Genomic DNA, 21,739 nt, shown 5'->3' with positions numbered 1-21,739 from the left:
CCTATCAGCGATGCCCTGGCAGCTTCGGCAGCAGGATCGTCAGCAGGCCGAGCAACGGCAGGTAGGACGACATGCGGAAGACCCATTCGATGCCTTTCGAATCCGCGAAGACGCCGAGCACGGCGGCACCCAATCCGCCCGCACCGAAGGCAAGGCCGAAGAATATGCCGGCGATCATGCCGACCCGGCCCGGCACCAGTTCCTGCGCGAAGACGACGATGGCCGAGAAGGCCGATGCGAAGATCAGGCCGATGACCACGACGAGGACGCAGGTCCAGAACAGGTTGGCATAGGGCAGCAGCAGCGCGAAGGGAATGACGCCGAGGATCGAGAACCAGATCACGAAACGCGCGCCGAGCCGGTCGCCGATCGGCCCGCCCATGAACGTGCCGACGGCGGCTGCGCCGAGGAACAGGAACAGCATCAGCTGAGAGTTCTCGATGCTCATGCCGAACTTCTCGATCGTATAGAAGGTGAAGTAGCTTGCCATCGAGGACATGTAGACGTTCTTGGTCGCTGTCAGGACGACGAGGATAGTCAACGCCCAGAGCACGCGATTTTTTTCCAGCGGCAGCGCGCGGCTTGCCGGCGGCTTCGAAGCCTGCTGGCGGCGGTGCTCCATGAACCATCGTCCGACCCAGGTCAGGATCATCATGCCGGCAAGGGCGATGACGGCGATCCAGGCGACGCTCTTCTGGCCGTAGGGCAACACGATAAACGCAGCCAGAAGTGGGCCGATCGCCTGGCCCGCATTGCCGCCGACCTGAAACAGAGACTGCGCCAGGCCATGCCTGCCGCCCGAGGCAAGACGGGCAATGCGCGAGGATTCCGGATGGAACACGGACGAGCCGAAGCCGATCATGCAGGCGCCCAGCACCAGAAATCCGAAGCTGTGCGCATTGCCCAGCACGATCAGGCCGAAGAAGGTGCTCGCCATGCCGACCGGCAGCGAATAGGGCATCGGCCAGCGATCGGTGACCAGTCCGACCATCGGCTGCAACAGTGAGGCCGTGACCTGAAAGGCGAGCGTCAAGAGGCCGATCTGGACGAAATCGAGATCGTAATTGGTCTTGAACAAGGGATAGAGTGACGACAGCAGCGACTGCATGATGTCGTTGATCAGATGGCAGAGGCTGACCGCCATGATCACCGACAGCGTCGTCTTGCCAAACCTGGAGCCCGCGCTCTGATCCGCCACGGCCATGATGAATTCCTTCACGAAAGGCTTGGGGGTCCAGCCCCTAATTGGTCAGTCGTTTAGCATTGGACCGGCCGGAAGGTAAGTGCGATTTGACGCCAAAGTGTTCGGTTGGAACAAAAGATTTAGCCGCGCGTTTTATCAAATCGTGTCACGAGGATCCCACGATGTCCACACGCGCCTGGCTGACCGCCCTCGTATCCCTGATCGTCAATGCGGTGCTATTCGGCATCGGCGTCGTCATCGTCATCAACGTGCCCGCGTTCAACAGGGAGGCAGCGATGATGCTGCCGGTTGCCGTGCTCGCAAGCTTCGCGCTCACACCCGTCATCATCGGCTATATCGCTCCGCGGCTGTGGTTCAACCGCGACCATTGGCATCACGGCTGACGAAGAAGTCAGGCTCTTCCGAACGTATCCTCAAGACGGATGATATCGTCCTCGCCGAGATAGGATCCCGTTTGCACCTCGATCAGTTCGAGCAGAATCTTGCCCGGATTGGTGAGGCGGTGAACGTCGCCCTGGGGGATATAGACCGATTGGTTCTCGCGCAGCATCTGGACTGTATTGCCGATCTGCACTTCGGCCGTGCCGCGCACGACAATCCAGTGTTCGGAGCGGTGATGGTGCTTCTGCAGCGACAGCTGCTTGCCCGGCTTGACGAACAGGCGCTTCACCTGGAAGCGCTCGCCCTGCAGGATCGACGAATAGCCGCCCCAGGGGCGATAGCTGGTGCGATGCTCCTCGGTGAGCTTGGCGGTGTCCTTGTTCTTTGCCAGTTCTTTCACAACGCGGCCGACATCCTGCGCATCCGAGAGCTTGCCGACATAGACGGCATCTTCCGAGACGATCACCACGGCATCCTCGACGCCGTTGACCGCGACATGGGCGCCTTCCGACAGCACGAAGGAGTTCTTCGCGTTGAACAGGTTAACCGGGCCGCGTGTGACGTTACCGTTGTCGTCACTGGGACTTTCCTTCCACACCGCGTCCCAGGCACCGAGGTCCGACCACTGGATCGGCGACGGTACGACCGAGGCGAGCGTGGTCTTCTCGAAGATCGCATAGTCGACCGAGATATCGGGTGAAGCCGCGAATTCTTCCTCACCCAGCCTGATGAAATCGAGATCCTCATGGGCTGATTTGACCGAGGCCTCGGCGGCATTGAACACGTCGGGAACCAGCGCCCGACATTCCGACAGAAAGACCGAGGAATCGAACAGGAACATGCCCGAGTTCCAATAGTAATTACCGGAAGCGATCATTTCCTTGGCACGGTCCTCGTTCGGCTTTTCGACGAAACGGGCGACATGGTGGGCGCCGGTCGCCTCCTTCTCGCCGGCCTCGACATAGCCGAATCCGGTCGCGGGCGAAGTGGGCGTGATGCCGAATGTGACGAGCCGGCCTTCGCGGGCGGCGGCAGCGGCGGTATCGATCGCGGTGAGATAGGCATCGTCGAGCGCAATATTATGGTCGGAAGCGAGCACATGGACGAGGCGCGGCTCGTTGCGCGAGGCGATCAGGGACGCAGCAGCAATGGCGGGCGCGGTGTTGCGCGCTACGGGTTCGAGCAGCACGGCTTCGAGTTCGACGCCAGCCTCTTGCGCCTGCTCGGCAACGAGGAAACGGTATTCCGCATTGGTCACCACGATCGGCTTGTCATAGCGCGCGGGGTCCGCCAGCCGCTTGAGGGTGAGTTGGAACAGGCTGAGATCGCCGGTCAGCGCCAGGAACTGCTTGGGCCGCTGCGAACGCGACATCGGCCATAGCCGCGTGCCCTTGCCGCCCGCCAGGATCACCGGAACGATCAGACCATTTGCCATCTATGTCTCCAATCACATGCGGTCCGTAACGGACCGGAATTTGCTTTCGATATACTGACTTCAACGCCGTAGGCCTAGAGTCGGATCGATCGAATTGTTGGTCGCGCGCAGATTCATCACCTGCCGGTGCCATCCGGTTAATTTTCGCGGGTCCGGCTCAGGTTTTTCCACGCTATCGTTAATGCGGTCTTTGGACCCGTGAACGGAGATTTCGCGGACAAATGCGGCGAAATCCTGCAAGACTTCGGCAATTCGACTGATTCGCGCGGAATGGGATAGTGTGCATGCAGCGGTTCGCGGCCTATGTCATGCTGAGTTCGGGCTTCAAACGGTTCCTCATCGCCATTCTCGCCGGCGCCTTTTCCACCCTCGCCCAGCCACCCTTCGGCATCTTCGCCGTCAACTTCATTTCCTTTCCCATCCTGCTCTGGCTGATCGATGGTGCCGCGGGCGACCCGGACCGGGGCTTCATCGCCCGCCGCCTGCCTTCCTTCATGGTCGGATGGGCCTTCGGCTTCGGCTATTTCGTTGCCGGGCTCTGGTGGACGGGCAATGCGCTTCTCGTGGAGGCCGACGAATTCGCCTGGGCCTTGCCGCTCGCCATCCTGGGTCTTCCTGCCTATCTCGCGCTCTTCTATGGCCTTGCGACCTTCATCGCGCGCCTGGTCTGGACCGACGGCTTTGCGCGGCTGCTGGTGTTCGGAGCCGCCTTCGGCCTTGCCGAATGGTTGCGCGCGTTCGTGCTGACGGGCTTTCCGTGGAATTCGGTGGGCTATTCGATGATGCCCTTCCCGCTCTTGATGCAATCGGTGGCGGTGACCGGCACCTATGCGATGAACATCCTCGCGGTTCTGGTTTTTGCCGCGCCGGCGCTGGTCGTCACAGGACCCGGACGCTGGCCTGCAACCCTTCTCGCGCTTACATTGCTAGCACTGCATTTCGGATTTGGCGCCTACAGGTTGAACACCTCGGATGTCGTGAAGGTTAATGATCCGCGAACGATCCGGATCGTGCAGCCGATGATCGACCAGGCCGCGAAGATCGACGACAATGAACGGGGCCGGATTTTCGAGGAGCATATCCGGCTCACGACGGCGCCGCCCAGGGAAGGCGCGAAACGCCCGGATTACGTGATCTGGCCTGAAACCTCGGTGCCGTTCATCCTGACGCAAAACCCTGACGCGCTGGTGCGGATCGCGGACGCGCTGGAGGACGGCCAGATCCTGATCGCGGGTGCGGTGCGGACCGAAAGCGACGGCAGCGGCTCCCCCACCCGCTATTACAATTCCGCCTATATGATCGACTCCCAGGGGCAGATCATCGCCGCCGCCGACAAGGTGCATCTCGTGCCCTTCGGTGAATACCTGCCCTTCGAGAGCTTCTGGAACAGCATGGGTTTGAATGCGATAGCAGCGTTTCCCGGCGGCTACAGCGCAGCACCACGCCACCAGATATTGACGGCGCCGGATGGCAACCGGCTGCTGCCGCTGATCTGCTATGAGGTGATCTTTCCCGAAGAGGGCGCGGCGGAAGGACAGGAGGCCGATGCGATCGTCAACCTCACCAATGACGGATGGTTCGGTTACACGCCGGGACCATGGCAGCATTTCCACCAGGCGCGAATTCGCGCCGTCGAAAGCGGCCTTCCGGTGATCCGCAACTCCAACAGCGGCATTTCCGCCATCATCGACGGCTATGGCAGGATCCAGGCCGGCCTCGACTTCGGCGCCGTCGGAGTGGTCGATGGTACCATGCCACCCAGGACTGCGCCAATCTGGCACATCTTGTTACCCTCACTTAACTTCGGGTTGCTGGAAAGCCTATTGATCTTGCTAGTGTTTTTCTCCCGCATGAGTTTTATTTTCAGCCGGAATTGACCAAAAACCCCTAAAAAGGCATAGTGGTCCGAGTGGCCGATGCCCGCTATGGTGAAGACGTTCGCAATGGTTTCCCAGCGCTTGCGTATTGCACGTAGCGGAATTGACAACTGTCAGTCGCTCCACCGCTTCACATAGGAAATAACAGCCATGATTGAAAACAAGAAGAAGCCCAACCCGATCGACATCCATGTTGGAAGTCGGATCCGATTGCGCCGTACTATGCTTGGCATGAGCCAGGAAAAGCTTGGGGAAGCACTCGGAATTACATTCCAGCAGATCCAGAAATACGAGAAGGGTACCAATCGCGTCGGCGCCAGCCGTCTGCAGGCGATATCCGGCATCCTGAATGTTCCGGTCTCGTTCTTCTTCGAGGACGCGCCCGACGGCAACCCGGCAAATACGCCTGCCGGCATGGCCGAAGCGTCGAGCTCGAACTATGTGGTGGACTTCCTGTCCTCTTCCGAGGGCCTGCAGCTCAACCGCTCCTTCGTCAAGATCAACGATCCGAAGGTCCGCCGCAAGCTGGTCGATCTCGTCAAGGCGCTCGCCGCCGAAGCCGAAGCTGAATAATCCATACGATTGCGAGCCCGATAAAAAGGGCTCGCAACCGACCGTCTCACCATGGACATTTGCCGCGCATCAGCGGTGGCAATTTCCTGGGAAATATTGCGCGAATAGCCGGCCGATGGGTCAGCGGGCTCTTGGTTGCCAGTGCGCAAAACACAACTCGCAACAATCCAATCACTTGTCCTCGGCGCGACGATAGCTGCGAAATGTTTTTGCGGGGAAAGGACTCTTCGGGAATTCCTATTGTCGGAATTCACCGATGGATGGCCGAAAGTGGCAAAAAGCGGGCATAAACCGCGAAAAACGAATGATATAAAGATATATCCATATCCTTGTGCGCTTGTTTTTCCGCAGCGAACTCTCTACACAGAGCACCGCTATCTTCACTGAGGGGAATTCCCATAATGCGCCCAAGCTATCTCTTCACCAGCGAGTCCGTTTCCGAAGGGCATCCTGATAAGGTCTGTGACCGGATTTCGGATGAGATCGTCGATCTGGTCTACCGCGAAGCCATCAAGACCAAGACCGATCCCTGGAACGTCCGCATCGCCTGCGAGACGCTCGCCACCACCAATCGCGTCGTGATCGCCGGCGAAGTGCGGGTTCCGCACAGCCTGATGAAGAAGGACAAGAACGGCGTCGAGGTCATCAACCCCGCCAAGTTCAAGCAGGTCGCCCGCAAGGCGATCCGCGACATCGGCTACGAGCAGGCCGGCTTCCACTGGAAGAACGCGAAGATCGACGTGCTGCTGCATTCCCAGTCGGCCGATATCGCCCAGGGCGTCGATAATGCGTCGGACCAGCAGGGTGACGAAGGCGCCGGCGATCAGGGCATCATGTTCGGATACGCCTGCACCGAGACGCCGGACCTGATGCCGGCACCGATCTATTATTCGCACCGCATCCTGCAGCTTCTGTCCGAAGCCCGCCGCAAGGGCGAAGGCGACGTCGGCAAGCTCGGCCCGGACGCCAAGAGCCAAGTGACCGTGCGTTACGAGAACGGCAAGCCTGCCGGCGTGGCCTCGATCGTGCTGTCCACCCAGCACATGGATGCGAGCTGGGATTCCAAGAAGGTCCGCAAGGTCGTGGAACCCTTTATCCGCGAAGCGCTGGGCGACCTGCCGATCGACAAGGATTGCAACTGGTACATCAACCCGACCGGCAAGTTCGTGATCGGCGGACCGGATGGCGACGCGGGCCTGACCGGCCGCAAGATCATCGTCGATACCTATGGTGGTGCGGCTCCCCATGGCGGTGGCGCATTCTCCGGCAAGGACACGACCAAGGTCGACCGCTCGGCCGCCTACATGGCGCGCTACCTCGCCAAGAACGTTGTCGCGGCCGGTCTCGCCGACCGCTGCACGATCCAGCTCGCCTACGCCATCGGCGTGGCGCAGCCGCTGTCGGTCTATGTCGATCTGTACGGCACCGGCAAAGTGTCCGAGGAGCAGATCGAAGAGGCGCTCCGCAAGGTGGTCGACCTGTCGCCGACCGGCATCCGTCGTCACCTCAACCTCAACAAGCCGATCTACGCCAAGACATCCGCCTATGGCCATTTCGGCCGCAAGGCTGGCCGCGACGGGTCGTTCTCCTGGGAGAAGCTCGACCTCGTCAAGCCGCTCAAGGATGCGTTGAAGGCGTGATCGCAGACAACGACAACGAGGAACAGGATCTCGGTGGGGGGCGCAAATCGCGCTCCACCGAAGCCTTTTTCGGGCGCCGCAAAGGCAAGCCGCTACGGCCGAACCAGGAACGGCTGATGGGTGAATCGCTCGGGCTCTTGAAGCTCGACCTCAAGTCGCCTCCACCCCCGGCGTTCGCATCCCTCTTCGAGGTTCCCGTCAAGGCGATCCGGCTTGAAATCGGCTTCGGCGGCGGCGAACACCTGATCCATCGTGCGGCGACCAATCCGGAAACCGGCTTCATCGGCGTCGAGCCCTTCGTCAATTCCATGGCGAAGCTGCTGGCCCTGATCGAGCAACTGGGCCTGAAGAATATCCGGCTTTATGACGACGACGCGGTGGAAGTGCTTGACTGGCTGCCGCCGGAGTCGATCGACCAGATCGACCTGCTCTATCCCGATCCGTGGCCGAAGAAGAGGCACTGGAAACGGCGCTTCGTCAGCCAAGTCAATCTCGCCCGCTTGCATCGGGCGCTGAAGCCGGGTGCGCTGTTCTGCTTCGCGTCCGATATCGACACCTATGTGAACTGGGTGCTCCAGCATGTCGACCACCACGGCGGCCTGGAATGGACGGCCCGCAACGCCAGCGACTGGTTGACGCCGTTCGAGGACTGGCCGAGCACGCGCTATGAGGCCAAGGCGCGGAGAGAGGGCCGGAGTTCGGCTTATCTGACGTTCAGGAAGGTTTGACGGGAGGCTTCAGCCAACCCGAGGGGCCGGGCATCTTTCCGCCAGGATCAGAGGCGATCGGCTCGGCCGTAGATCTGGGTACGACCTTCGCCAATCGCCTCTGATCCTGACGAAAACCTGCTCCGGCAGAACCGGCTCCATTTCAATGCAAGAGGCTCTAAACCACCCGGTACACCGCGCCGGACCCTGCATCCCGCACCATGTCAACCCGCCCGCCATCCCAATGGTAATCGAGATGGCGACCTTGGCGGGCGTTGCCAGCCAGATCGGGATAGAACAGTGCGACGCATTCTCCGCCCTCCCTGCGGATGCTGGGATAGACGATGCCTTGACTGTCTGAGTCCTTCAGCCTCTGGCCGAGAGCCTGGCTTTCGAAATAATCGGCTGGATTGAGCACGGCCGAAAAGGCATCGTCACCGCGAATATCATGGAGTTCTGCCTCGACATCCATCAGGATCTCCCGGAACTGCGATGTCCAGCCCCGCCGTTCGCTCGTTCGTGCCATGAACAGCGCGTGATGATGGATGGTCTCGAAAAGTGCGGTCTCGAAGGCATCGGCGACATAGAGGATGCCGAATGTCCCGTTGCTGAAACGACTCGGCCGGTCGGGGGTGGCATGGGTGAACGGCGCCATGAGGTAGCTCGAGCCCGGGCCGGAGACGCGGCGGGCGGGCGGCACGAGGTCGAGGCTGCCGATACTCTCCATCAGCCGCGGATTGGTCTTCTGTTCGGCAGCGATCAGAAGCGGCCAGTCGGCGGGATCGGCAATGTCCTCGAAGAGATCGATCGGCGGAAATAGGCTGCGGATAACGCGGACGGCACCACGCCATTCAATCTGCGAGACGGGAAGCGCCGTAACATCCATTCACGGCTCCATCACCAGGCGCCGCGCTCGGCGTCCAGATATCGCCGCACCCGCATCAGGTCAGTCAGTTCGCCGCCGAGCATCACGTCGATGGCGGGGCGGCCGCCAAAGGCCGCGTTGGGTGCCTTTACCCACGAATAACCGCGGGGCGGTTCATGGAAGATCAGCCGCAGCGCCTTGTGGATACCCATCAGATTGGAAAGCCGCGCCTTCAAGTCCCGGCTCATGCGGCCGGTATCGCCCGCCTTCCAGCGCCGGAAGGTGCGGACGGGCATATCGAGCAGCGTCGCGGCGTGGTCGTCGGTGATATCCCACAGGCGGAACAGAGTGAGCGCGGCGCGGAACATCACCTGCGCCTCCGCATCGGTGATCGGATGCGGAGAAAAATCATAAGGCGTGGTTTCAATCAGTTGCAGGTTGGCCATACATTTCTCCAATATGGTCATATATAGAGCATTCGCTGCCAAATGGCAATATCCCTCCCTACGAAACCCACGCTGCGGAAATACTTGTGTTGAATGAAATCAGATTCACCAACGGGGCCATTACGCTCACCCGTGTCGCCGGCTCATTTTAACTCCGGCGATATCGCGGCTCTTTCGTTCAGCGGCTCGAGTCGAGCTCCCACGAAAAGCCTGCATATGCTACTCGTCCCGCATCCGGCATCCACCGGATGGTCATCTTGCGTATACGCCGGCGCCTAGTGCAGCGCCACGGTCGTCAGATCGTCCTCGGCGGCCTTGAAGAAGGTCGAGGAGCGGTTGTCCGTCAGCAGGATGGGCGTGCCATCGGCGCCGAACAGGGCCCAGAGATCGAGGCCCGGGTTGAGGTCCGGCGCTTCCGGAAATACGCTGGAAACTTCTTCCGAACGCATCTTCCTGATGTAGCCAACCTTGCCCGCGCCGAGATGCGCGAATTCATTCCTGGTCATGCGACCCGCCTGTGTGTTTTTGGAGATCATGTCAAAAACTCCTTCTAATTAGGAGACGCGGCAATTCCGCAATTATTCAGTCTGGGACAGAAATATTAATTTTTCGCACCATTTTCGCAGGTTCGGGACGAACAAGATCGATGGAGAGAAGGCCGTTCTTCAGCGCTGCCGCGGTGACGATCATGCCGTCGGCGAGCATGAAACATCGCTGGAACTGTCGCGATGCGATGCCACGGTGGAGGAATTCCCGCTCGCCGGGTTCAGCGGCCTGGCGGCCACGGATGGTGAGCTGGCTTTCTTCGGTGGTGACGTCGAGGTCTTCCTCGGCAAAGCCGGCGACGGCCAGCGTGATTCGCAGCCGGTCAGGTTCGCCGGTCACAGTGTCGGCGCGCAAACGTTCAATATTATAGGGCGGATAGCCGTCATTGATCTTGGAGAGGCGCTCCAGCGTCTTCTCCATTGCGTCGAAGCCCAAGAGAAGCGGGCTCGCAAAGGGGGTCACTCTCGTCATCATCATGTCCTTGGCTGCAAGCGACAAATCGTGGACCTCGATGAGCATCCACGGTGTTTCATATGGTGTAACCGTACGGGAGTTGCAAGGCGTCGAAGGCGTGGTTAGACAAGGTCGCGCAAGGCTGACAAAAGACTGAAGGATTCGCATTGATGGGAAGTCCCAGGAAGATCATCATCGACACAGATCCCGGCCAGGACGATGCTGCCGCGATCATGCTGGCGCTCGGCTCGCCTGAGGAAATCGAGGTGCTTGGCATCACGGCCGTTGCAGGAAACGTGCCGCTGGCGCTCACCTCCAGGAATGCGCGGATCGTCTGCGATTTCTCCAACCGTACCGACGTGAAAGTGTTTGCCGGCTGCGACAGGCCGCTGAAACGGCCGCTGGTGACCGCCGAGCATGTGCATGGCGCGACCGGACTGGACGGTCCCGAACTCTTCGATCCGGTGACGCCGCTTCAGGTGCAGCACGGCGTCGATTTCATTATCGAGACACTGCGCAGCGAACCCTCGGGCACTGTCACGCTCTGCCCGCTCGGCTCGCTGACCAATATCGCGACGGCTTTCCAGAAGGCGCCTGATATCGTTGGCCGTGTCCAGGAGATCGTGTTGATGGGCGGCGCTTATTTCGAGGTCGGCAACATCACGCCGGCGGCGGAATTCAACATCTATGTCGATCCGGAAGCAGCGGAGATCGTCTTCAAATCCGGCATCCGCATTGTCATGATCCCGCTCGACCTGACGCATAAGGTGCTGACCTACAGGCGGCGCGTCGACAAAATCCGCGCTGTCGGCACCAAGCCCGCGGTGGCGCTGGCCGACATGCTGGCCTTCTTCGAGCGTTTCGACGTCGTGAAATACGGCTCGGATGGCGGGCCGCTACACGACCCCAACGTGATCGCCTACCTGATCAGGCCAGAGTTCTACAAGGGCCGGGAATGCAATGTCGAGATCGAACTCAACTCCGAACTGACACTGGGCATGACGGTGGTCGACTGGTGGCAGGTGACCAAGCGCAAGCACAATGCGCTGGTGCTTAGGGATGTCGATGACGAAGGCTTCTTCGAACTGCTGACCGAGCGGGTGGCGAGGCTTTAACGCCTCGCTACGAGCCTATTGATAAACGACGATCTTGGCGTGGTATGGCACGCGCTCATAAAGATCGATCACATCCTGATTGATCAGCCGGACACAGCCCGACGAGGTCGCCTTGCCGATGGAATCCCATTGCGGCGATCCATGGAGCCGGTAAAGCGTGTCCGCGCCGTTCTGGAAGATATAGAGCGCACGCGATCCCAGCGGATTTTCCAGCCCCGGCTTCATGCCGCCCTTGTCAATCGAATAGCGGGCCAGTTCGGGCTGACGCGCAACCATCTCATTCGGCGGCTTCCAGTGAGGCCAGTGCTGCCGCCATTGGATCACGCCCTCGCCCTGCCAGGCGAAACCATCGCGGCCGATGCCGACGCCGTAGCGCATCGCAGTGCCACCCGGCTCTATGACATAGAGGAACCGCGACGGCGTATCGACGACAACGGTGCCCGGGCGCTCAGCGGTCGGGTTGGCAACGCGCTGGCGGTAGAATTTGGGATCGATCCGCTCATAGGGTATTGCCGGCAGGACAAAGTCACCATCCTGCTTGGGCCCGTAGATAACGGCGAGTTCCGCTGATGTCGGCGGCGCGATGGGGCGCGTGGCAAATCCGGGAACTGGTGCGCGGATCGAGGTGGAACACCCCGCCAAAGCAGCAGTCGCTGACAGGGAGCCGAGAATGAAGTGGCGGCGGGAGAGAGGCGATTCAAAGGGCGGCAAGGCGGTTCTTTTCAGGCAGGGATCAATCGAGACCGATTCCTAGCGAGAATTTTTGCACTGCGGCAAGGCGAAAGGCGATCACGATCCCGTCATTCGGTCTGAGCGGATGATGGCCGTGGGATAAATGTCGCAACGTCCGCCAGGCAAGCCATTGCCGGGCGGACGTTGGAGATCTTTGAAGCGCTTGCTGCAATCACGCCCGCATGCGGTGCGCGACTGATCTGAGATCGCGCGATGAGGCCCCGCCTGATACCCGGAACCTCGCAACCAGTGCCTTCAACTGTGCGGCTTCATCGCTGAGCGAGACCGAGGCGGCAGTGGTTTCCTCCACCATTGCCGCGTTCTGCTGGGTGACCTGGTCCATGTGGTGCATGGCGGTGTTCATTTCGCGCAGGCCAGCGGCCTGTTCGCTCGACGACACCGATATCATGTTGATCAGGCCGTTGATGTGTACGACCTGGCTGGAGATCGCCTCCAGCGCCGTACCGGTCTGGGCAACCAAAGCCACGCCATCATTAACCTGGGATTCCGATGCGCTGATCAGAGACTTGATCTCCTTTGCCGCCGTCGCCGAACGCTGCGCCAGTTCGCGTACTTCCTGTGCCACGACCGCAAAGCCCTTGCCCGCATCGCCCGCACGTGCCGCTTCAACGCCCGCATTCAGCGCCAGCAGGTTGGTCTGGAAGGCAATCTCGTCGATCACGCCGATGATGTTGGTGATCTGCGCCGAGGATTTCTCGATGCCATGCATCGCGGCGATGGCATTCTTGACGATGCCGCCCGACTTGGCTGCTTCCTGGTTGGCGTTGTTGACGGCCGAAGCTGCGGTCTTGGCGTTCTCGGCGCTCGAATGCACCTGTTCGGTGAGTTCGTTAAGGGCGGCGGCTGTTTCCTCGATCTGGGCGGCCTGCTGCTCCGTGCGGTGCGACAGGTCGTTGGCGCCGGTGGAAATCTCGCTGGTGCCGGCATCGATATTGGAAACGGCTAGGCCGACCATGCGGATCGTCTCTTCGAGGCTTTCCATGGCAGAGTTGAAATTGGTCTTCAGTTCCTCGTATTCATCAGGGAATTCGGAGTTCATGCGGAAAGCGAGATCGCCGGCGGAGAGCTTGCCGAGCGCATCCTTCAACTGGCCGACCACGAACTGTTGCACGCGCGCATTCTCGCTGCGCTCTGCCTCGGTTCGGCTGCGCTCATCCTCGCCGCGGCGGCGGGCCTCGGTGGCTTCGGCTTCCAGACGGTTGCTATCGGCGAGGCGGTGGCGGAAGGTTTCGAGCGCCTGGGCGACGGCGCCGGTTTCATCCTGGCGGTCCTGGCCGGAGACGGGCGCGCTGTAATCGCCAGCGCTCATGCGGCCGACATCGCCGATCAGGCCTTCGAGCGGCTTGGCGACGAAGCCGCGAGCGGCGAAGTAGAGGCCGGCAAGTGCCGCAAGCAACACGGCAATGCCGCCGATGACCATCATTATGGTCTGGTCACGCACGGGCGTGGCGAGCGCAGCATCCGGGATATCGACGAGCAGCACCCAGCTGACATTGAGATCCGGCAGCGCGAAGGGGTAGACGAGGCGATTGAAGCGGGCGCCGTCGGCCCCTTCGATATCCGTAAGGGTCGTCATCTTGCCATCGGTGAGCGCGGCCTTCACGGCATCCGGCGACACATCCTTATAGTCTTTGTTGAGCAGGTCCGCACTGGGCGAGACCAGCCATTTGCCATCCTGCGACAGCAGCAGCACCCGGCCCGTGCCGAAGGGCGTGAGCTTGGCGAGGCTCTCCTGCAGCATGCCGAGAGAGACATCGACCCCCGTGACGCCGATCAGCTTGCCATCCGACATGACGGGATAGGCGATCGAGCTCATGGCGGTCGGCGGAACGATTTCCGAGGCGACATAGGGCTTGGTGATCGCTCCCATCTGCGATGTCGCTGCTTTCTCGTACCATTCCGCCGCGTAGTCCTCGGCAAACGTGCTGAAGCTCGCCGAGCCATCCTTGGCCTTGGTCCAATAGGGCGTGAAGACGCCGTTCTTGTTGCCGCCGAGATCGAGCTTGTCCTTGGATTCCGCCTGGCGCTTGTCGAAGCCTTCAGGCGCTTCCGCAAACCAACTGCCGAACGCCATCTTCTGCTGTTCGAGGCCGGTCTTGAGAATATCAATCACCGCCTTGCGGTCGAACGAGCCGAGCTGATGACCATGCGAAATGACGCCGGACATGGTACGCGCGGCGCTGGCGAGCGCCCCGGTCTCCGTGACGATGCCCTGCGCGATCGCCTTGGCCTCGGTCTCGGCCTGGGCCATGATCAGCGAATGAACGCGATCACGCGTCTGGCCGATCAATACGAAATTGGAAGCGAGAAGAAGAAGAGCAATGATGGCGCCGGTGACAAGCAGGAGCTTCGGCGCAAGAGACTTCGGGGCGAATTTCAACATGACGGCCTCGGAACGAGTGGCGGGTGAGTTGCCGCTTCCATCATGGAAAAGTCATTGCATTCAAGGCAATAAGCCGGTCAACAAAGCACGGACAGGCGGCATGGTCTTGTCTAAAGCCAATTGGTTAATGACTGGCGAACGGTGCACCGCGACATTTTGACTCCTGCGCCGTCGCGGGATTCCACCGCCGGTCAAGCAGTCTTGAGATTCTTCTGGACGTCGCGGTCAAACGGGATCGACGGCTGCGCGCCAGCCTTCGTGCAGGCGAGCGAGCCGGCGACGGCCGCCCGTTGCAGTGCCGCCTCGAAGCGCAGTCCCCGGTCGAGGCCGGCAGCGAAATAACCGCAGAACGTATCGCCCGCACCAACCGTATCGACGGGCTCGATCTTCAGCCCTGCGGCGCGATGGAGGCTGCCGTTGCGGACGGCGACCACACCCTCTGCGCCGAGCGTGACGATCAGGGTCTGCTTGGTTTCCTGGTTGATCCGCAGCATCTCGGCCTCGCGGGATGCACTGTCGAGCGCCTTCTTGCCCGAGAACAATTCGAACTCGGTTTCGTTGGCGATGACGACATCCGCCATCTCGGCCAGCCGCTTGGCATCGGGTGTGATCGGCGCGATGTTGACCACCGATATGACGCCTTTTTCCTTCGCGGCCTTGAGGCCTGCCTCGATCGCCGCCGGCGGGATCTCCATCTGCAGCATCAGCGTGTCGCCGCGCTTCATATCGCCCACCGCTGCCTTGGCATCCTCCGCCGTCACGGTGCCGTTGGCGCCGGCGACGATGGCGATGACATTTTCGCCATCGGTGCCGACGAAGATCAGTGCCACGCCGGTGGCCTTGGACGCGCTCTTGACGCGATTGAGATTGACGCCATCGTAACGAAGATACGTGAGCGCCGGCACCGCGAATTCGTCCTCACCGGTGGCGCCTGCCATGATCACATCGGCGCCGGCGCGGCGAGCGGCCAGCGCCTGGTTGGCGCCCTTGCCGCCGGGCGCGGTGACGAAATTTTCGCCAGTAACGGTCTCGCCCGGCTTCGGTAGCCGCGAAACGCTGGCGATGAGATCCATGTTGATGGAACCGAGGACGGTGATCATTTTTCTGGCCTGTTCTTGTGATTTCCCCAGGACACCAATGGCCTGGATTCTCAGTCCTCGTCAACCACTCTCAGCTTCAATTGGCCGGTGCGGCTTTCAACACTACGCGACGGCGCCTCGACGGGATTGGAGACCGCGCCTTGCGGCGGCACGACCTCGAACTCCATCGCCTCGATCCGCTCGCCGCGCTTGGCGAGTTTGCTCGATGACGTGACGATCTGCTCGACATCCTTCTGGGCTGCCGAGAAATGCCCCTGCAGTTTCTGCACCCGGTCATCGAGGCGCGTGAGATCCTCCATCAGACGGATGACCTCGCCCTGGATGAGATGGGCCTGCTCGCGCATGCGCTGGTCCTTCAACACCGCCTGGATGACCTGGATGGACAGCATCAAAAGCGAGGGCGAGACGATGACGATCCGCGCCTTGTGGGCGCGCTGGACGATGCCCTCGAAATTCTCGTGGATCTCGGCGAAGATCGATTCCGATGGCACGAACATGAACGCCGTGTCCTGCGTCTCGCCGCGGATCAGGTACTTGTCCGAGATATCCTTGATATGGACCTCGATATCCCTGCGGAACTGCTGGCTGGCGATCTTGGCGCCATCGGGACCCGCATCGCGGATCGCGTTCCAGGCTTCGAGCGGGAACTTGGCATCGACGACGAGCGAGGGCTGGCCGTTCGGCATCCTGATCAGGCAGTCGGGTCGCGAACTGTTGGAGAGGGTTGCCTGGAATTCATAGGCACCCATGGGCAAGCCATCGGCGACGATCGTTTCCATACGTGACTGGCCGAAGGCACCGCGAGTCTGCTTGTTCGACAGGATGGCCTGAAGCCCGACGACATCCTTCGCCAGCGCCTGGATATTGTTCTGCGCCGTATCGATGACGGCGAGCCGTTCCTGCAGGCGGCGCAGGTTTTCGTGCGTCTGCTTTGTCTGTTCGGTCATGGTCTGGCCGATGCGGTGCGTCATGCCGTCGATACGCTGGTTGATCGACTGGTTGAGCTCGTGCTGGCGCGAGCCGAACACATCCGTCATCGCGGCGATGCGGCCCTGCATTTCGGTCTGCGCTTTGAGAATCTCCGCCATGCGGAGTTCGGCCTCGCCAGCGCGGCGTTCGGCGTCCAGACGCGCATTCTCCGCCGAGCGACGCGACGCCGACCAGCCAAGGGCGGCCAGTATCAACATTGCGACAAGCGCCACGCCCGCCGCTATCAGAAGAATTGCCAGCGTGACCGGGTATTGACCGAGGGTGAAGAGCGTCGTGTTAAGTGGGATGAGATCCTGCATCGGGCGACCATAACAGATTCGCGCGCGGTGACCAGATCAAAACGGGAACAGCACTGCGACCTATTCCCATTTCAAACACTGCAATTTCAAGGGATCATGAATATTGCAAGAATTCCCGCGCTGTACTAAGTGAGACGCCATGACGATCAAGCCTCTCATCATCCTTCCCGACCCGGTGCTTCGCCAGGTTTCCTCCCCCATCGCGCAGGTCGATGACGCCGTGCGCAAGTTATCCGACGACATGTTGGAGACCATGTATGACGCGCCCGGCATCGGGCTGGCCGCCATCCAGGTCGGCATTCCGAAACAGATGCTGGTGATCGACCTCCACAAGGAGGGCGAGGAGAAACAGCCGCAGATATTCATCAATCCCGAGATCCTGCGCTCGTCGGACGAACGCTCGGCCTATGAAGAAGGCTGCCTGTCGATCCCGGATTACTATGCCGAGGTGGAACGGCCGGCGAAGGTCACCGTGAAATATGTCGACATCGCGGGCAAGGAACAGATCGTCGAGGCGGAGGGCTTGCTCGCCACCTGCCTGCAGCACGAGATCGACCATCTCAACGGCGTGCTCTTCATCGACTATATCTCGCGGCTGAAGCGCGAGATGGTGATCAAGAAATTCACCAAGGCGAAGATGCGGGCCTAATAGCCCGATCATTGATAATCCGATATTCTGGCACTATGATATCACTGATATCAAAGGAGCGAACGCATGGGCGATCTGCTAATCCGGAATGTGCCAGAGGATTTGAAGCGAGGGCTCGGACAAATCGCTAGCTCGACAGGCAGAAGCATGTCGGACGCGGCGAGAGAGATGCTCCGTCGCGGTATCCTCGAGCATCAGACGCAGGAGAACGAACTAGCCGCTGGGAATCCATACGAGCAATTACGGGCACTGTTCGCGCCTTTCGATGAGGAAAGCGACCAATTCTCCGAGATCATGGATGAAATCGAACAACAAAGAAAGAAGGACTTCGGTCGTCCTTTTAGCTTTGAGGAATGATAGTCCTCGATACCAACATCGTTTCCGAGACCAGCCGGCGGCTTCCGGATGCCGCCCTCGTGTACTGGCTTTCCATTCAACGCACGGAAGAACTATATCTGACGGACATGACAATTACCGAGCTTTTCTACGGCGGTGAAAAGCACCGTCTCAAGCACGGGTCCTCACGGTATCTCGACAATGCAAGGGAAATACTCGAAATCCGCTATGCTACGCGCATTCTCCGTTCGAGCAACGCCTCGTCCGCACTGGCGGGTTTAGTGAGAGCTCGGCGAGAAATGAATGGTCGCATGATGACAATCCAGGACGCCCAGATCGCCGCCATCTGCCTCTCCCACGGCGCCACGCTCGCCACCCGCAACACAAAAGACTTCGAAGGGCTTGATCTCTCGCTCGTAAACCCGTTTGAAGGCGCCTGAGATTTTCGAACGGACAGGCCGATGAGCTTACGCATCATTTTCATGGGAACGCCGGATTTTTCCGTGGCCGTGCTCAAGGCGCTGCATGAGGCTGGCCACGAGATTGTGGCGGTCTATTCGCAGCCGCCGCGTCCGGCCGGCCGGCGCGGGCTGGAGCTGACCCCCTCCCCGGTTCATCGCGCGGCCGAGGCGCTCGGCATTCCGGTGCTGACACCGCTGAATTTCAAGCAGGCCGAGGATGTCGAACGGTTCAGGGCGCTCAGCGCCGATGTCGCGGTGGTCGTAGCTTATGGCCTGCTGCTGCCGGAATCGATCCTCACCGGCACGCGGCTCGGCTGCTATAACGGCCATGCTTCGCTTCTGCCGCGCTGGCGCGGCGCGGCGCCGATCCAGCGGGCGATCATCGCCGGCGACAGCGAGACCGGCATGATGGTGATGAAGATGGACAAGGGGCTGGACACAGGCCCCGTTGCGGCGACCGCCCGGGTGGCGATCGGCGAGAACACGACTGCTGGCGAATTGCACGACGCTCTGTCGGAGACCGGTGCCCGGCTGATGGTCGAGGCCATGGCAAAGCTTGAACGCGCGGATCTGCCATTGACGCCGCAATCGGATAACGGCGCGCGCTATGCCGCCAAAATCGGCAAGGACGAAACCCGCATCGACTTCTCCAAAGCCGCCGAGGATGTCCACAATCACATGCGCGGACTCTCACCCTTTCCGGGCGCGTGGTTCGAGGCGGAGATCGGCGGCAAGGTCGAGCGCATCAAGGTACTGCATTCGGAGCTCGCGAGTGGATCGGCGGTTGCGGGCACGGTGCTCGACGACAATCTCGCGATTGCCTGTGGCTCCGGTGCCGTCCGGCTGACCCGGCTGCAAAAGGCGGGCGGCAAGCCACTCGATGCAGAGGAATTCCTGCGCGGCACGCCGCTCATCCATGGCATGAAAGTCGGCTGATGCCTCGTTTCCGCATGCTGGTCGAATATGACGGGACGCCCTATGTCGGCTGGCAGCGGCAGGACAATGGCCATTCCGTGCAGGGTGCGATCGAGAAGGCGATCCATTCGATGACCGGCGAATGGGTATCGCTGCGCGCCGCCGGCCGCACCGATGCCGGCGTGCATGCCTACGGTCAGGTCTGCCACGTCGATCTCGGCCGCCAATGGAAGGCGCAGACGCTTGCCAATGCCGTCAACGCCTACCTCGCGATGGCGAACGAGAAGGTCGCGATCATAGAAGCCGAGGAAGTGCCCGAGACCTTCGATGCACGCTTTGCCGCCACCAAGCGGCATTATCTATACCGCATCATTTCGCGGCCCGCGCCGATCGCCATCGAGGCGATGCGCGCCTGGCATATCAAGAAGCCGCTCGATCACGAGGCGATGCATGCGGCGGCCCAGATGCTGGTCGGCTATCATGATTTCACCACCTTCCGCTCGGCACGCTGCCAGGCGCGGAATCCCGCCCGCACCATGGAGCGGATCGACGTGAGCCGTAGCGGAGAGCTGGTCGAAATTCGCGCCTCGGCGCAGAGCTTCCTACACAACCAGATCCGTTCCTTTGCCGGAACGCTGAAAATGGTCGGCGAAGGCAAATGGACGCCCGAGGATGTGAAGGACGCACTGGAAGCCAAGGACCGCACGCGCTGCGGGCCGGTCGCGCCGCCTCACGGGCTCTATTTCATGACGGTCGATTACGGCGACGTATCACAGCTTCTCCGCTACGAACCGGACGACGAAGAAGACCTATAGATCCGGTAGCAGTGCCAGTGCCTGGGCGATCTTGTACTGGCTGAGTTGCGGCACGACGTAGAGCGTCAGCAACGAGGTAGCGCTCACCAGCGCGCTGCCGCCGACGATACGGTCGATGATCCGATAGGACAGAAATGCCGTCAGCAGCATTGACGCGAATTGGGTGCTCTCGGTGAGAAGCGCACTGCCCGGCACATAGATCTGGATGAGATTCTCGAACGAGAAAGCCCATTGCAGCGGCACGGCAAGCCAGTTGAGCGCGATGACGATGGCGGGCGCGAACTGGCCGAAGCCGCCAAAGCGAGCGACTACGAGGAATATGACGGTGGTGATGACCGTGCTTCCGTAATCCACCGCTGCGAGCTTGAAGTAGAAATCAACGCCAATGACACCCGGATCTGGATGAATCGACAGGACGAGCGTCTTGACCGCCAGATAGCTCAATAGCGTCGGCGGCAATACATAAACCAGCGACCACCAGGACCGCCAGAAACCCTGCTCGGTTAGATCGAGATAGCCCAAGCCTTCAGGTTTACCCTTGAGGACGAGCCAGAGTCCCCTGAGATAGTAGACGACCTCCTCAAGCCGCGGCATCGGCGAACCAGCGTGCGATGAAGGTCTCGTAGATCTGGGTCAGCGCCTCGAGATCGGCGACGGGCACGCATTCGTCGACCATGTGCATGGTCTGGCCGACCAGGCCGAACTCGACGACCGGGCAATAATCCTTGATGTAGCGCGCATCCGACGTGCCGCCCGTGGTGGAAAGCTTCGGCACACGGCCGGTGCGCTCCTCGACAGCGGCCGAAAGCGACGCGATCAGCCGGTCGTCGCGCGTGAGAAAAACCTGGCTCGGCCGCTCGGCCCAGACGATGTCGTAGCGTGCGGGCGGACGGTCGGGCCGGAGCGTGACGTTTGCCGCGCCAGCATTCAGGCGGCGGACGATCTCTTCCTGGATGGCTTCGGTCGTCCTGCTGTCATTGTGGCGGATGTTGAACGAGAAGGTGACCCTGGCCGGGATGACATTGGTCGCCTTGTTGCCGGTGTCGATGCTGGTCACTTCAAGATTGGACGGCTGGAAATCCGCCGTGCCGGTATCGAAAGGCGGATCCATCAGGGCCGCCGCCATGGCGAGCGCGGATCGCACCGGATTGTCGGCGAGATGCGGATAGGCAACGTGCCCTTGAACGCCATGCACCGTGACCGTGCCGGATACAGAACCGCGCCGGCCGTTCTTGATCATGTCGCCGAGCTGGTCTGGATTGGTCGGTTCGCCGACGAGGCAGGCATCCCACCGCTCGCCTTTCGCATGCGCCCATTCCAGCAGCTTGATCGTGCCGTTGATCGAGGGACCTTCCTCGTCTCCAGTGATCAGGAACGAGACCGAGCCTTTCGGTGCGCCACGCTTTTCGACATGCCGGGCGATGGCGGCGGCAAAGCAGGCGATCCCGCCCTTCATGTCCACCGCGCCACGTCCGTAAAGGATGCCGCCGTCGATCTCGGCGCCGAAGGGCGGATGCGTCCATGCGGCTTCGTCGCCGGCAGGCACGACATCGGTATGGCCGGCGAACATCAGATGCGGACCCGATGTGCCCAGCCGGGCATAGAGGTTCTCGATGTCAGGCGTGCCCTTCTCGGTCGCGATCACGCGTTCGACGGCAAAGCCGAGCGGCGCAAGCATCGCTTCAAGCGCGGAGAGCGCGCCGCCTTCGGCAGGCGTCACGGAGGGGCAGCGGATGAGGGTCTGGAGATTGGCAACGGGATCAGTCGTCATGATGTGAGAGCGATAGCCGATCGGC

23 protein-coding genes are annotated in these 21,739 nt (G+C 61.0%); 11 read left to right on the top strand and 12 right to left on the bottom strand.

Annotation, left to right across the window (positions count from 1 at the left end; genetic code table 11):
* Nucleotides 1-4: 4 nt before the first annotated feature.
* Complete coding sequence (locus tag IHQ71_RS01870; protein ID WP_258160199.1) at nucleotides 5-1,204, bottom strand: MFS transporter; 1,200 nt, start codon at nucleotides 1,202-1,204, stop codon at nucleotides 5-7.
* Between the two features lie 161 nt (nucleotides 1,205-1,365).
* Here IHQ71_RS01870 and IHQ71_RS01865 point away from each other — a divergent pair, with 161 nt between their 5' ends.
* Complete coding sequence (locus IHQ71_RS01865) at nucleotides 1,366-1,587, top strand: hypothetical protein (protein ID WP_258160198.1); 222 nt, start codon at nucleotides 1,366-1,368, stop codon at nucleotides 1,585-1,587.
* An 8-nt stretch (nucleotides 1,588-1,595) separates the two neighbouring features.
* On the opposite strand, the gene IHQ71_RS01860 is transcribed toward IHQ71_RS01865, so the two are convergent.
* Complete coding sequence (locus IHQ71_RS01860) at nucleotides 1,596-3,020, bottom strand: mannose-1-phosphate guanylyltransferase/mannose-6-phosphate isomerase (protein WP_258160197.1); 1,425 nt, start codon at nucleotides 3,018-3,020, stop codon at nucleotides 1,596-1,598.
* Nucleotides 3,021-3,304: 284 nt separating this feature from the next.
* On the opposite strand from IHQ71_RS01860, the gene lnt reads away from it, so the two are divergent.
* The 4 genes from lnt (at nucleotide 3,305) to trmB (ending at nucleotide 7,838) form a co-directional block, all read left to right on the top strand.
* Entirely contained in the window at nucleotides 3,305-4,897 is a 1,593-nt protein-coding gene (lnt, locus tag IHQ71_RS01855; protein WP_258160196.1) for an apolipoprotein N-acyltransferase, read from the top strand.
* Nucleotides 4,898-5,047: 150 nt separating this feature from the next.
* Nucleotides 5,048-5,470: a helix-turn-helix domain-containing protein gene (locus tag IHQ71_RS01850; RefSeq protein ID WP_258160195.1), complete on the top strand. Its 423-nt coding sequence runs from the start codon at nucleotides 5,048-5,050 to the stop codon at nucleotides 5,468-5,470.
* 401 nt (nucleotides 5,471-5,871) lie between these two features.
* Nucleotides 5,872-7,110, top strand: a complete 1,239-nt coding sequence (gene metK / locus IHQ71_RS01845) for a methionine adenosyltransferase (protein WP_258160194.1) — start codon at nucleotides 5,872-5,874, stop codon at nucleotides 7,108-7,110.
* Nucleotides 7,110-7,838 carry a tRNA (guanosine(46)-N7)-methyltransferase TrmB gene (trmB, locus tag IHQ71_RS01840; protein WP_258163006.1) on the top strand — a complete coding sequence of 243 codons (729 nt, stop codon included), beginning with the start codon at nucleotides 7,110-7,112 and terminating at the stop codon, nucleotides 7,836-7,838. The genes metK and trmB overlap by 1 nt, the downstream gene beginning before the upstream one ends.
* 157 nt (nucleotides 7,839-7,995) lie before the next feature.
* Here the strand turns inward: trmB and IHQ71_RS01835 are convergent, their stop codons facing one another.
* The 4 genes from IHQ71_RS01835 to IHQ71_RS01820 all read right to left on the bottom strand — a co-directional run bounded on the left by IHQ71_RS01835 (nucleotide 7,996) and on the right by IHQ71_RS01820 (nucleotide 10,145).
* On the bottom strand, nucleotides 7,996-8,703 hold the full coding sequence (locus IHQ71_RS01835; protein ID WP_258160193.1) for an RES family NAD+ phosphorylase: 708 nt from the start codon (nucleotides 8,701-8,703) through the stop codon (nucleotides 7,996-7,998).
* 11 nt (nucleotides 8,704-8,714) lie between these two features.
* On the bottom strand, nucleotides 8,715-9,128 hold the full coding sequence (locus tag IHQ71_RS01830; RefSeq protein WP_258160192.1) for an MbcA/ParS/Xre antitoxin family protein: 414 nt from the start codon (nucleotides 9,126-9,128) through the stop codon (nucleotides 8,715-8,717).
* A gap of 275 nt (nucleotides 9,129-9,403) precedes the next feature.
* Complete coding sequence (locus IHQ71_RS01825) at nucleotides 9,404-9,664, bottom strand: DUF1150 family protein (RefSeq protein WP_258160191.1); 261 nt, start codon at nucleotides 9,662-9,664, stop codon at nucleotides 9,404-9,406.
* A 46-nt stretch (nucleotides 9,665-9,710) separates the two neighbouring features.
* On the bottom strand, nucleotides 9,711-10,145 hold the full coding sequence (locus IHQ71_RS01820; protein ID WP_258163005.1) for an Hsp20 family protein: 435 nt from the start codon (nucleotides 10,143-10,145) through the stop codon (nucleotides 9,711-9,713).
* A gap of 152 nt (nucleotides 10,146-10,297) precedes the next feature.
* Here IHQ71_RS01820 and IHQ71_RS01815 point away from each other — a divergent pair, with 152 nt between their 5' ends.
* Complete coding sequence (locus tag IHQ71_RS01815; protein WP_258160190.1) at nucleotides 10,298-11,242, top strand: nucleoside hydrolase; 945 nt, start codon at nucleotides 10,298-10,300, stop codon at nucleotides 11,240-11,242.
* Between the two features lie 15 nt (nucleotides 11,243-11,257).
* On the opposite strand, the gene IHQ71_RS01810 is transcribed toward IHQ71_RS01815, so the two are convergent.
* From IHQ71_RS01810 to IHQ71_RS01795, 4 genes are all read right to left on the bottom strand, one after another.
* Complete coding sequence (locus IHQ71_RS01810) at nucleotides 11,258-11,953, bottom strand: L,D-transpeptidase (protein WP_258160189.1); 696 nt, start codon at nucleotides 11,951-11,953, stop codon at nucleotides 11,258-11,260.
* A 193-nt stretch (nucleotides 11,954-12,146) separates the two neighbouring features.
* The gene (locus IHQ71_RS01805; RefSeq protein WP_258160188.1) at nucleotides 12,147-14,378 is read right to left on the bottom strand and encodes a methyl-accepting chemotaxis protein; all 2,232 of its coding nucleotides are present in this window, start codon (nucleotides 14,376-14,378) and stop codon (nucleotides 12,147-12,149) included.
* A gap of 191 nt (nucleotides 14,379-14,569) precedes the next feature.
* Nucleotides 14,570-15,478: a ribokinase gene (locus IHQ71_RS01800; RefSeq protein ID WP_258160187.1), complete on the bottom strand. Its 909-nt coding sequence runs from the start codon at nucleotides 15,476-15,478 to the stop codon at nucleotides 14,570-14,572.
* Between the two features lie 50 nt (nucleotides 15,479-15,528).
* Nucleotides 15,529-16,755, bottom strand: a complete 1,227-nt coding sequence (locus tag IHQ71_RS01795) for a DNA recombination protein RmuC (RefSeq protein ID WP_374990072.1) — start codon at nucleotides 16,753-16,755, stop codon at nucleotides 15,529-15,531.
* 151 nt (nucleotides 16,756-16,906) lie between these two features.
* On the opposite strand from IHQ71_RS01795, the gene def reads away from it, so the two are divergent.
* From def to truA, 5 genes are all read left to right on the top strand, one after another.
* Nucleotides 16,907-17,416, top strand: coding sequence for a peptide deformylase (gene def / locus IHQ71_RS01790; RefSeq protein ID WP_258160185.1), 510 nt, complete (start codon nucleotides 16,907-16,909; stop codon nucleotides 17,414-17,416).
* A gap of 66 nt (nucleotides 17,417-17,482) precedes the next feature.
* Nucleotides 17,483-17,773 carry a plasmid stabilization protein gene (locus IHQ71_RS01785; RefSeq protein WP_258160184.1) on the top strand — a complete coding sequence of 97 codons (291 nt, stop codon included), beginning with the start codon at nucleotides 17,483-17,485 and terminating at the stop codon, nucleotides 17,771-17,773.
* Nucleotides 17,770-18,192, top strand: coding sequence for a PIN domain-containing protein (locus IHQ71_RS01780; protein WP_258160183.1), 423 nt, complete (start codon nucleotides 17,770-17,772; stop codon nucleotides 18,190-18,192). The genes IHQ71_RS01785 and IHQ71_RS01780 overlap by 4 nt, the downstream gene beginning before the upstream one ends.
* A 21-nt stretch (nucleotides 18,193-18,213) precedes the next feature.
* A complete protein-coding gene (fmt, locus tag IHQ71_RS01775; protein ID WP_258160182.1) occupies nucleotides 18,214-19,149 on the top strand; it encodes a methionyl-tRNA formyltransferase in 936 nt (311 codons plus the stop codon).
* On the top strand, nucleotides 19,149-19,943 hold the full coding sequence (gene truA, locus IHQ71_RS01770; RefSeq protein WP_258160181.1) for a tRNA pseudouridine(38-40) synthase TruA: 795 nt from the start codon (nucleotides 19,149-19,151) through the stop codon (nucleotides 19,941-19,943). The genes fmt and truA overlap by 1 nt, the downstream gene beginning before the upstream one ends.
* Here truA and IHQ71_RS01765 read toward each other — a convergent pair.
* Nucleotides 19,938-20,537, bottom strand: coding sequence for a hypothetical protein (locus IHQ71_RS01765; RefSeq protein WP_258160180.1), 600 nt, complete (start codon nucleotides 20,535-20,537; stop codon nucleotides 19,938-19,940). The genes truA and IHQ71_RS01765 overlap by 6 nt on opposite strands.
* Nucleotides 20,524-21,717, bottom strand: coding sequence for a succinyl-diaminopimelate desuccinylase (gene dapE, locus IHQ71_RS01760; RefSeq protein WP_258163004.1), 1,194 nt, complete (start codon nucleotides 21,715-21,717; stop codon nucleotides 20,524-20,526). Before dapE ends, IHQ71_RS01765 begins: the two co-directional genes overlap by 14 nt.
* Between the last annotated feature and the right edge of the window lie 22 nt (nucleotides 21,718-21,739).

It is taken from the genome of Rhizobium sp. TH2 (genome assembly GCF_024707525.1).
GTDB lineage: Bacteria > Pseudomonadota > Alphaproteobacteria > Rhizobiales > Rhizobiaceae > Rhizobium_E.
This window is presented reverse-complemented; position numbering and strand designations above follow the sequence as displayed.

Bases quoted from the DNA above. Each gene is read 5' to 3' on its own strand.
- IHQ71_RS01870 (WP_258160199.1), bottom strand. From the start codon at position 1,204: ATGGCCGTGGCGGATCAGAGCGCGGGCTCCAGGTTTGGCAAGACGACG.
- IHQ71_RS01865 (WP_258160198.1), top strand. From the start codon at position 1,366: ATGTCCACACGCGCCTGGCTGACCGCCCTCGTATCCCTGATCGTCAAT.
- IHQ71_RS01805 (WP_258160188.1), bottom strand. From the start codon at position 14,378: ATGTTGAAATTCGCCCCGAAGTCTCTTGCGCCGAAGCTCCTGCTTGTC.
- fmt (WP_258160182.1), top strand. From the start codon at position 18,214: ATGAGCTTACGCATCATTTTCATGGGAACGCCGGATTTTTCCGTGGCC.
- IHQ71_RS01820 (WP_258163005.1), bottom strand. From the start codon at position 10,145: ATGACGAGAGTGACCCCCTTTGCGAGCCCGCTTCTCTTGGGCTTCGAC.
- lnt (WP_258160196.1), top strand. From the start codon at position 3,305: ATGCAGCGGTTCGCGGCCTATGTCATGCTGAGTTCGGGCTTCAAACGG.
- IHQ71_RS01860 (WP_258160197.1), bottom strand. From the start codon at position 3,020: ATGGCAAATGGTCTGATCGTTCCGGTGATCCTGGCGGGCGGCAAGGGC.
- IHQ71_RS01785 (WP_258160184.1), top strand. From the start codon at position 17,483: ATGGGCGATCTGCTAATCCGGAATGTGCCAGAGGATTTGAAGCGAGGG.
- IHQ71_RS01815 (WP_258160190.1), top strand. From the start codon at position 10,298: ATGGGAAGTCCCAGGAAGATCATCATCGACACAGATCCCGGCCAGGAC.
- metK (WP_258160194.1), top strand. From the start codon at position 5,872: ATGCGCCCAAGCTATCTCTTCACCAGCGAGTCCGTTTCCGAAGGGCAT.
- IHQ71_RS01825 (WP_258160191.1), bottom strand. From the start codon at position 9,664: ATGATCTCCAAAAACACACAGGCGGGTCGCATGACCAGGAATGAATTC.
- IHQ71_RS01835 (WP_258160193.1), bottom strand. From the start codon at position 8,703: ATGGATGTTACGGCGCTTCCCGTCTCGCAGATTGAATGGCGTGGTGCC.
- IHQ71_RS01765 (WP_258160180.1), bottom strand. From the start codon at position 20,537: ATGCCGCGGCTTGAGGAGGTCGTCTACTATCTCAGGGGACTCTGGCTC.
- truA (WP_258160181.1), top strand. From the start codon at position 19,149: ATGCCTCGTTTCCGCATGCTGGTCGAATATGACGGGACGCCCTATGTC.
- IHQ71_RS01830 (WP_258160192.1), bottom strand. From the start codon at position 9,128: ATGGCCAACCTGCAACTGATTGAAACCACGCCTTATGATTTTTCTCCG.
- IHQ71_RS01850 (WP_258160195.1), top strand. From the start codon at position 5,048: ATGATTGAAAACAAGAAGAAGCCCAACCCGATCGACATCCATGTTGGA.
- def (WP_258160185.1), top strand. From the start codon at position 16,907: ATGACGATCAAGCCTCTCATCATCCTTCCCGACCCGGTGCTTCGCCAG.
- IHQ71_RS01800 (WP_258160187.1), bottom strand. From the start codon at position 15,478: ATGATCACCGTCCTCGGTTCCATCAACATGGATCTCATCGCCAGCGTT.
- IHQ71_RS01780 (WP_258160183.1), top strand. From the start codon at position 17,770: ATGATAGTCCTCGATACCAACATCGTTTCCGAGACCAGCCGGCGGCTT.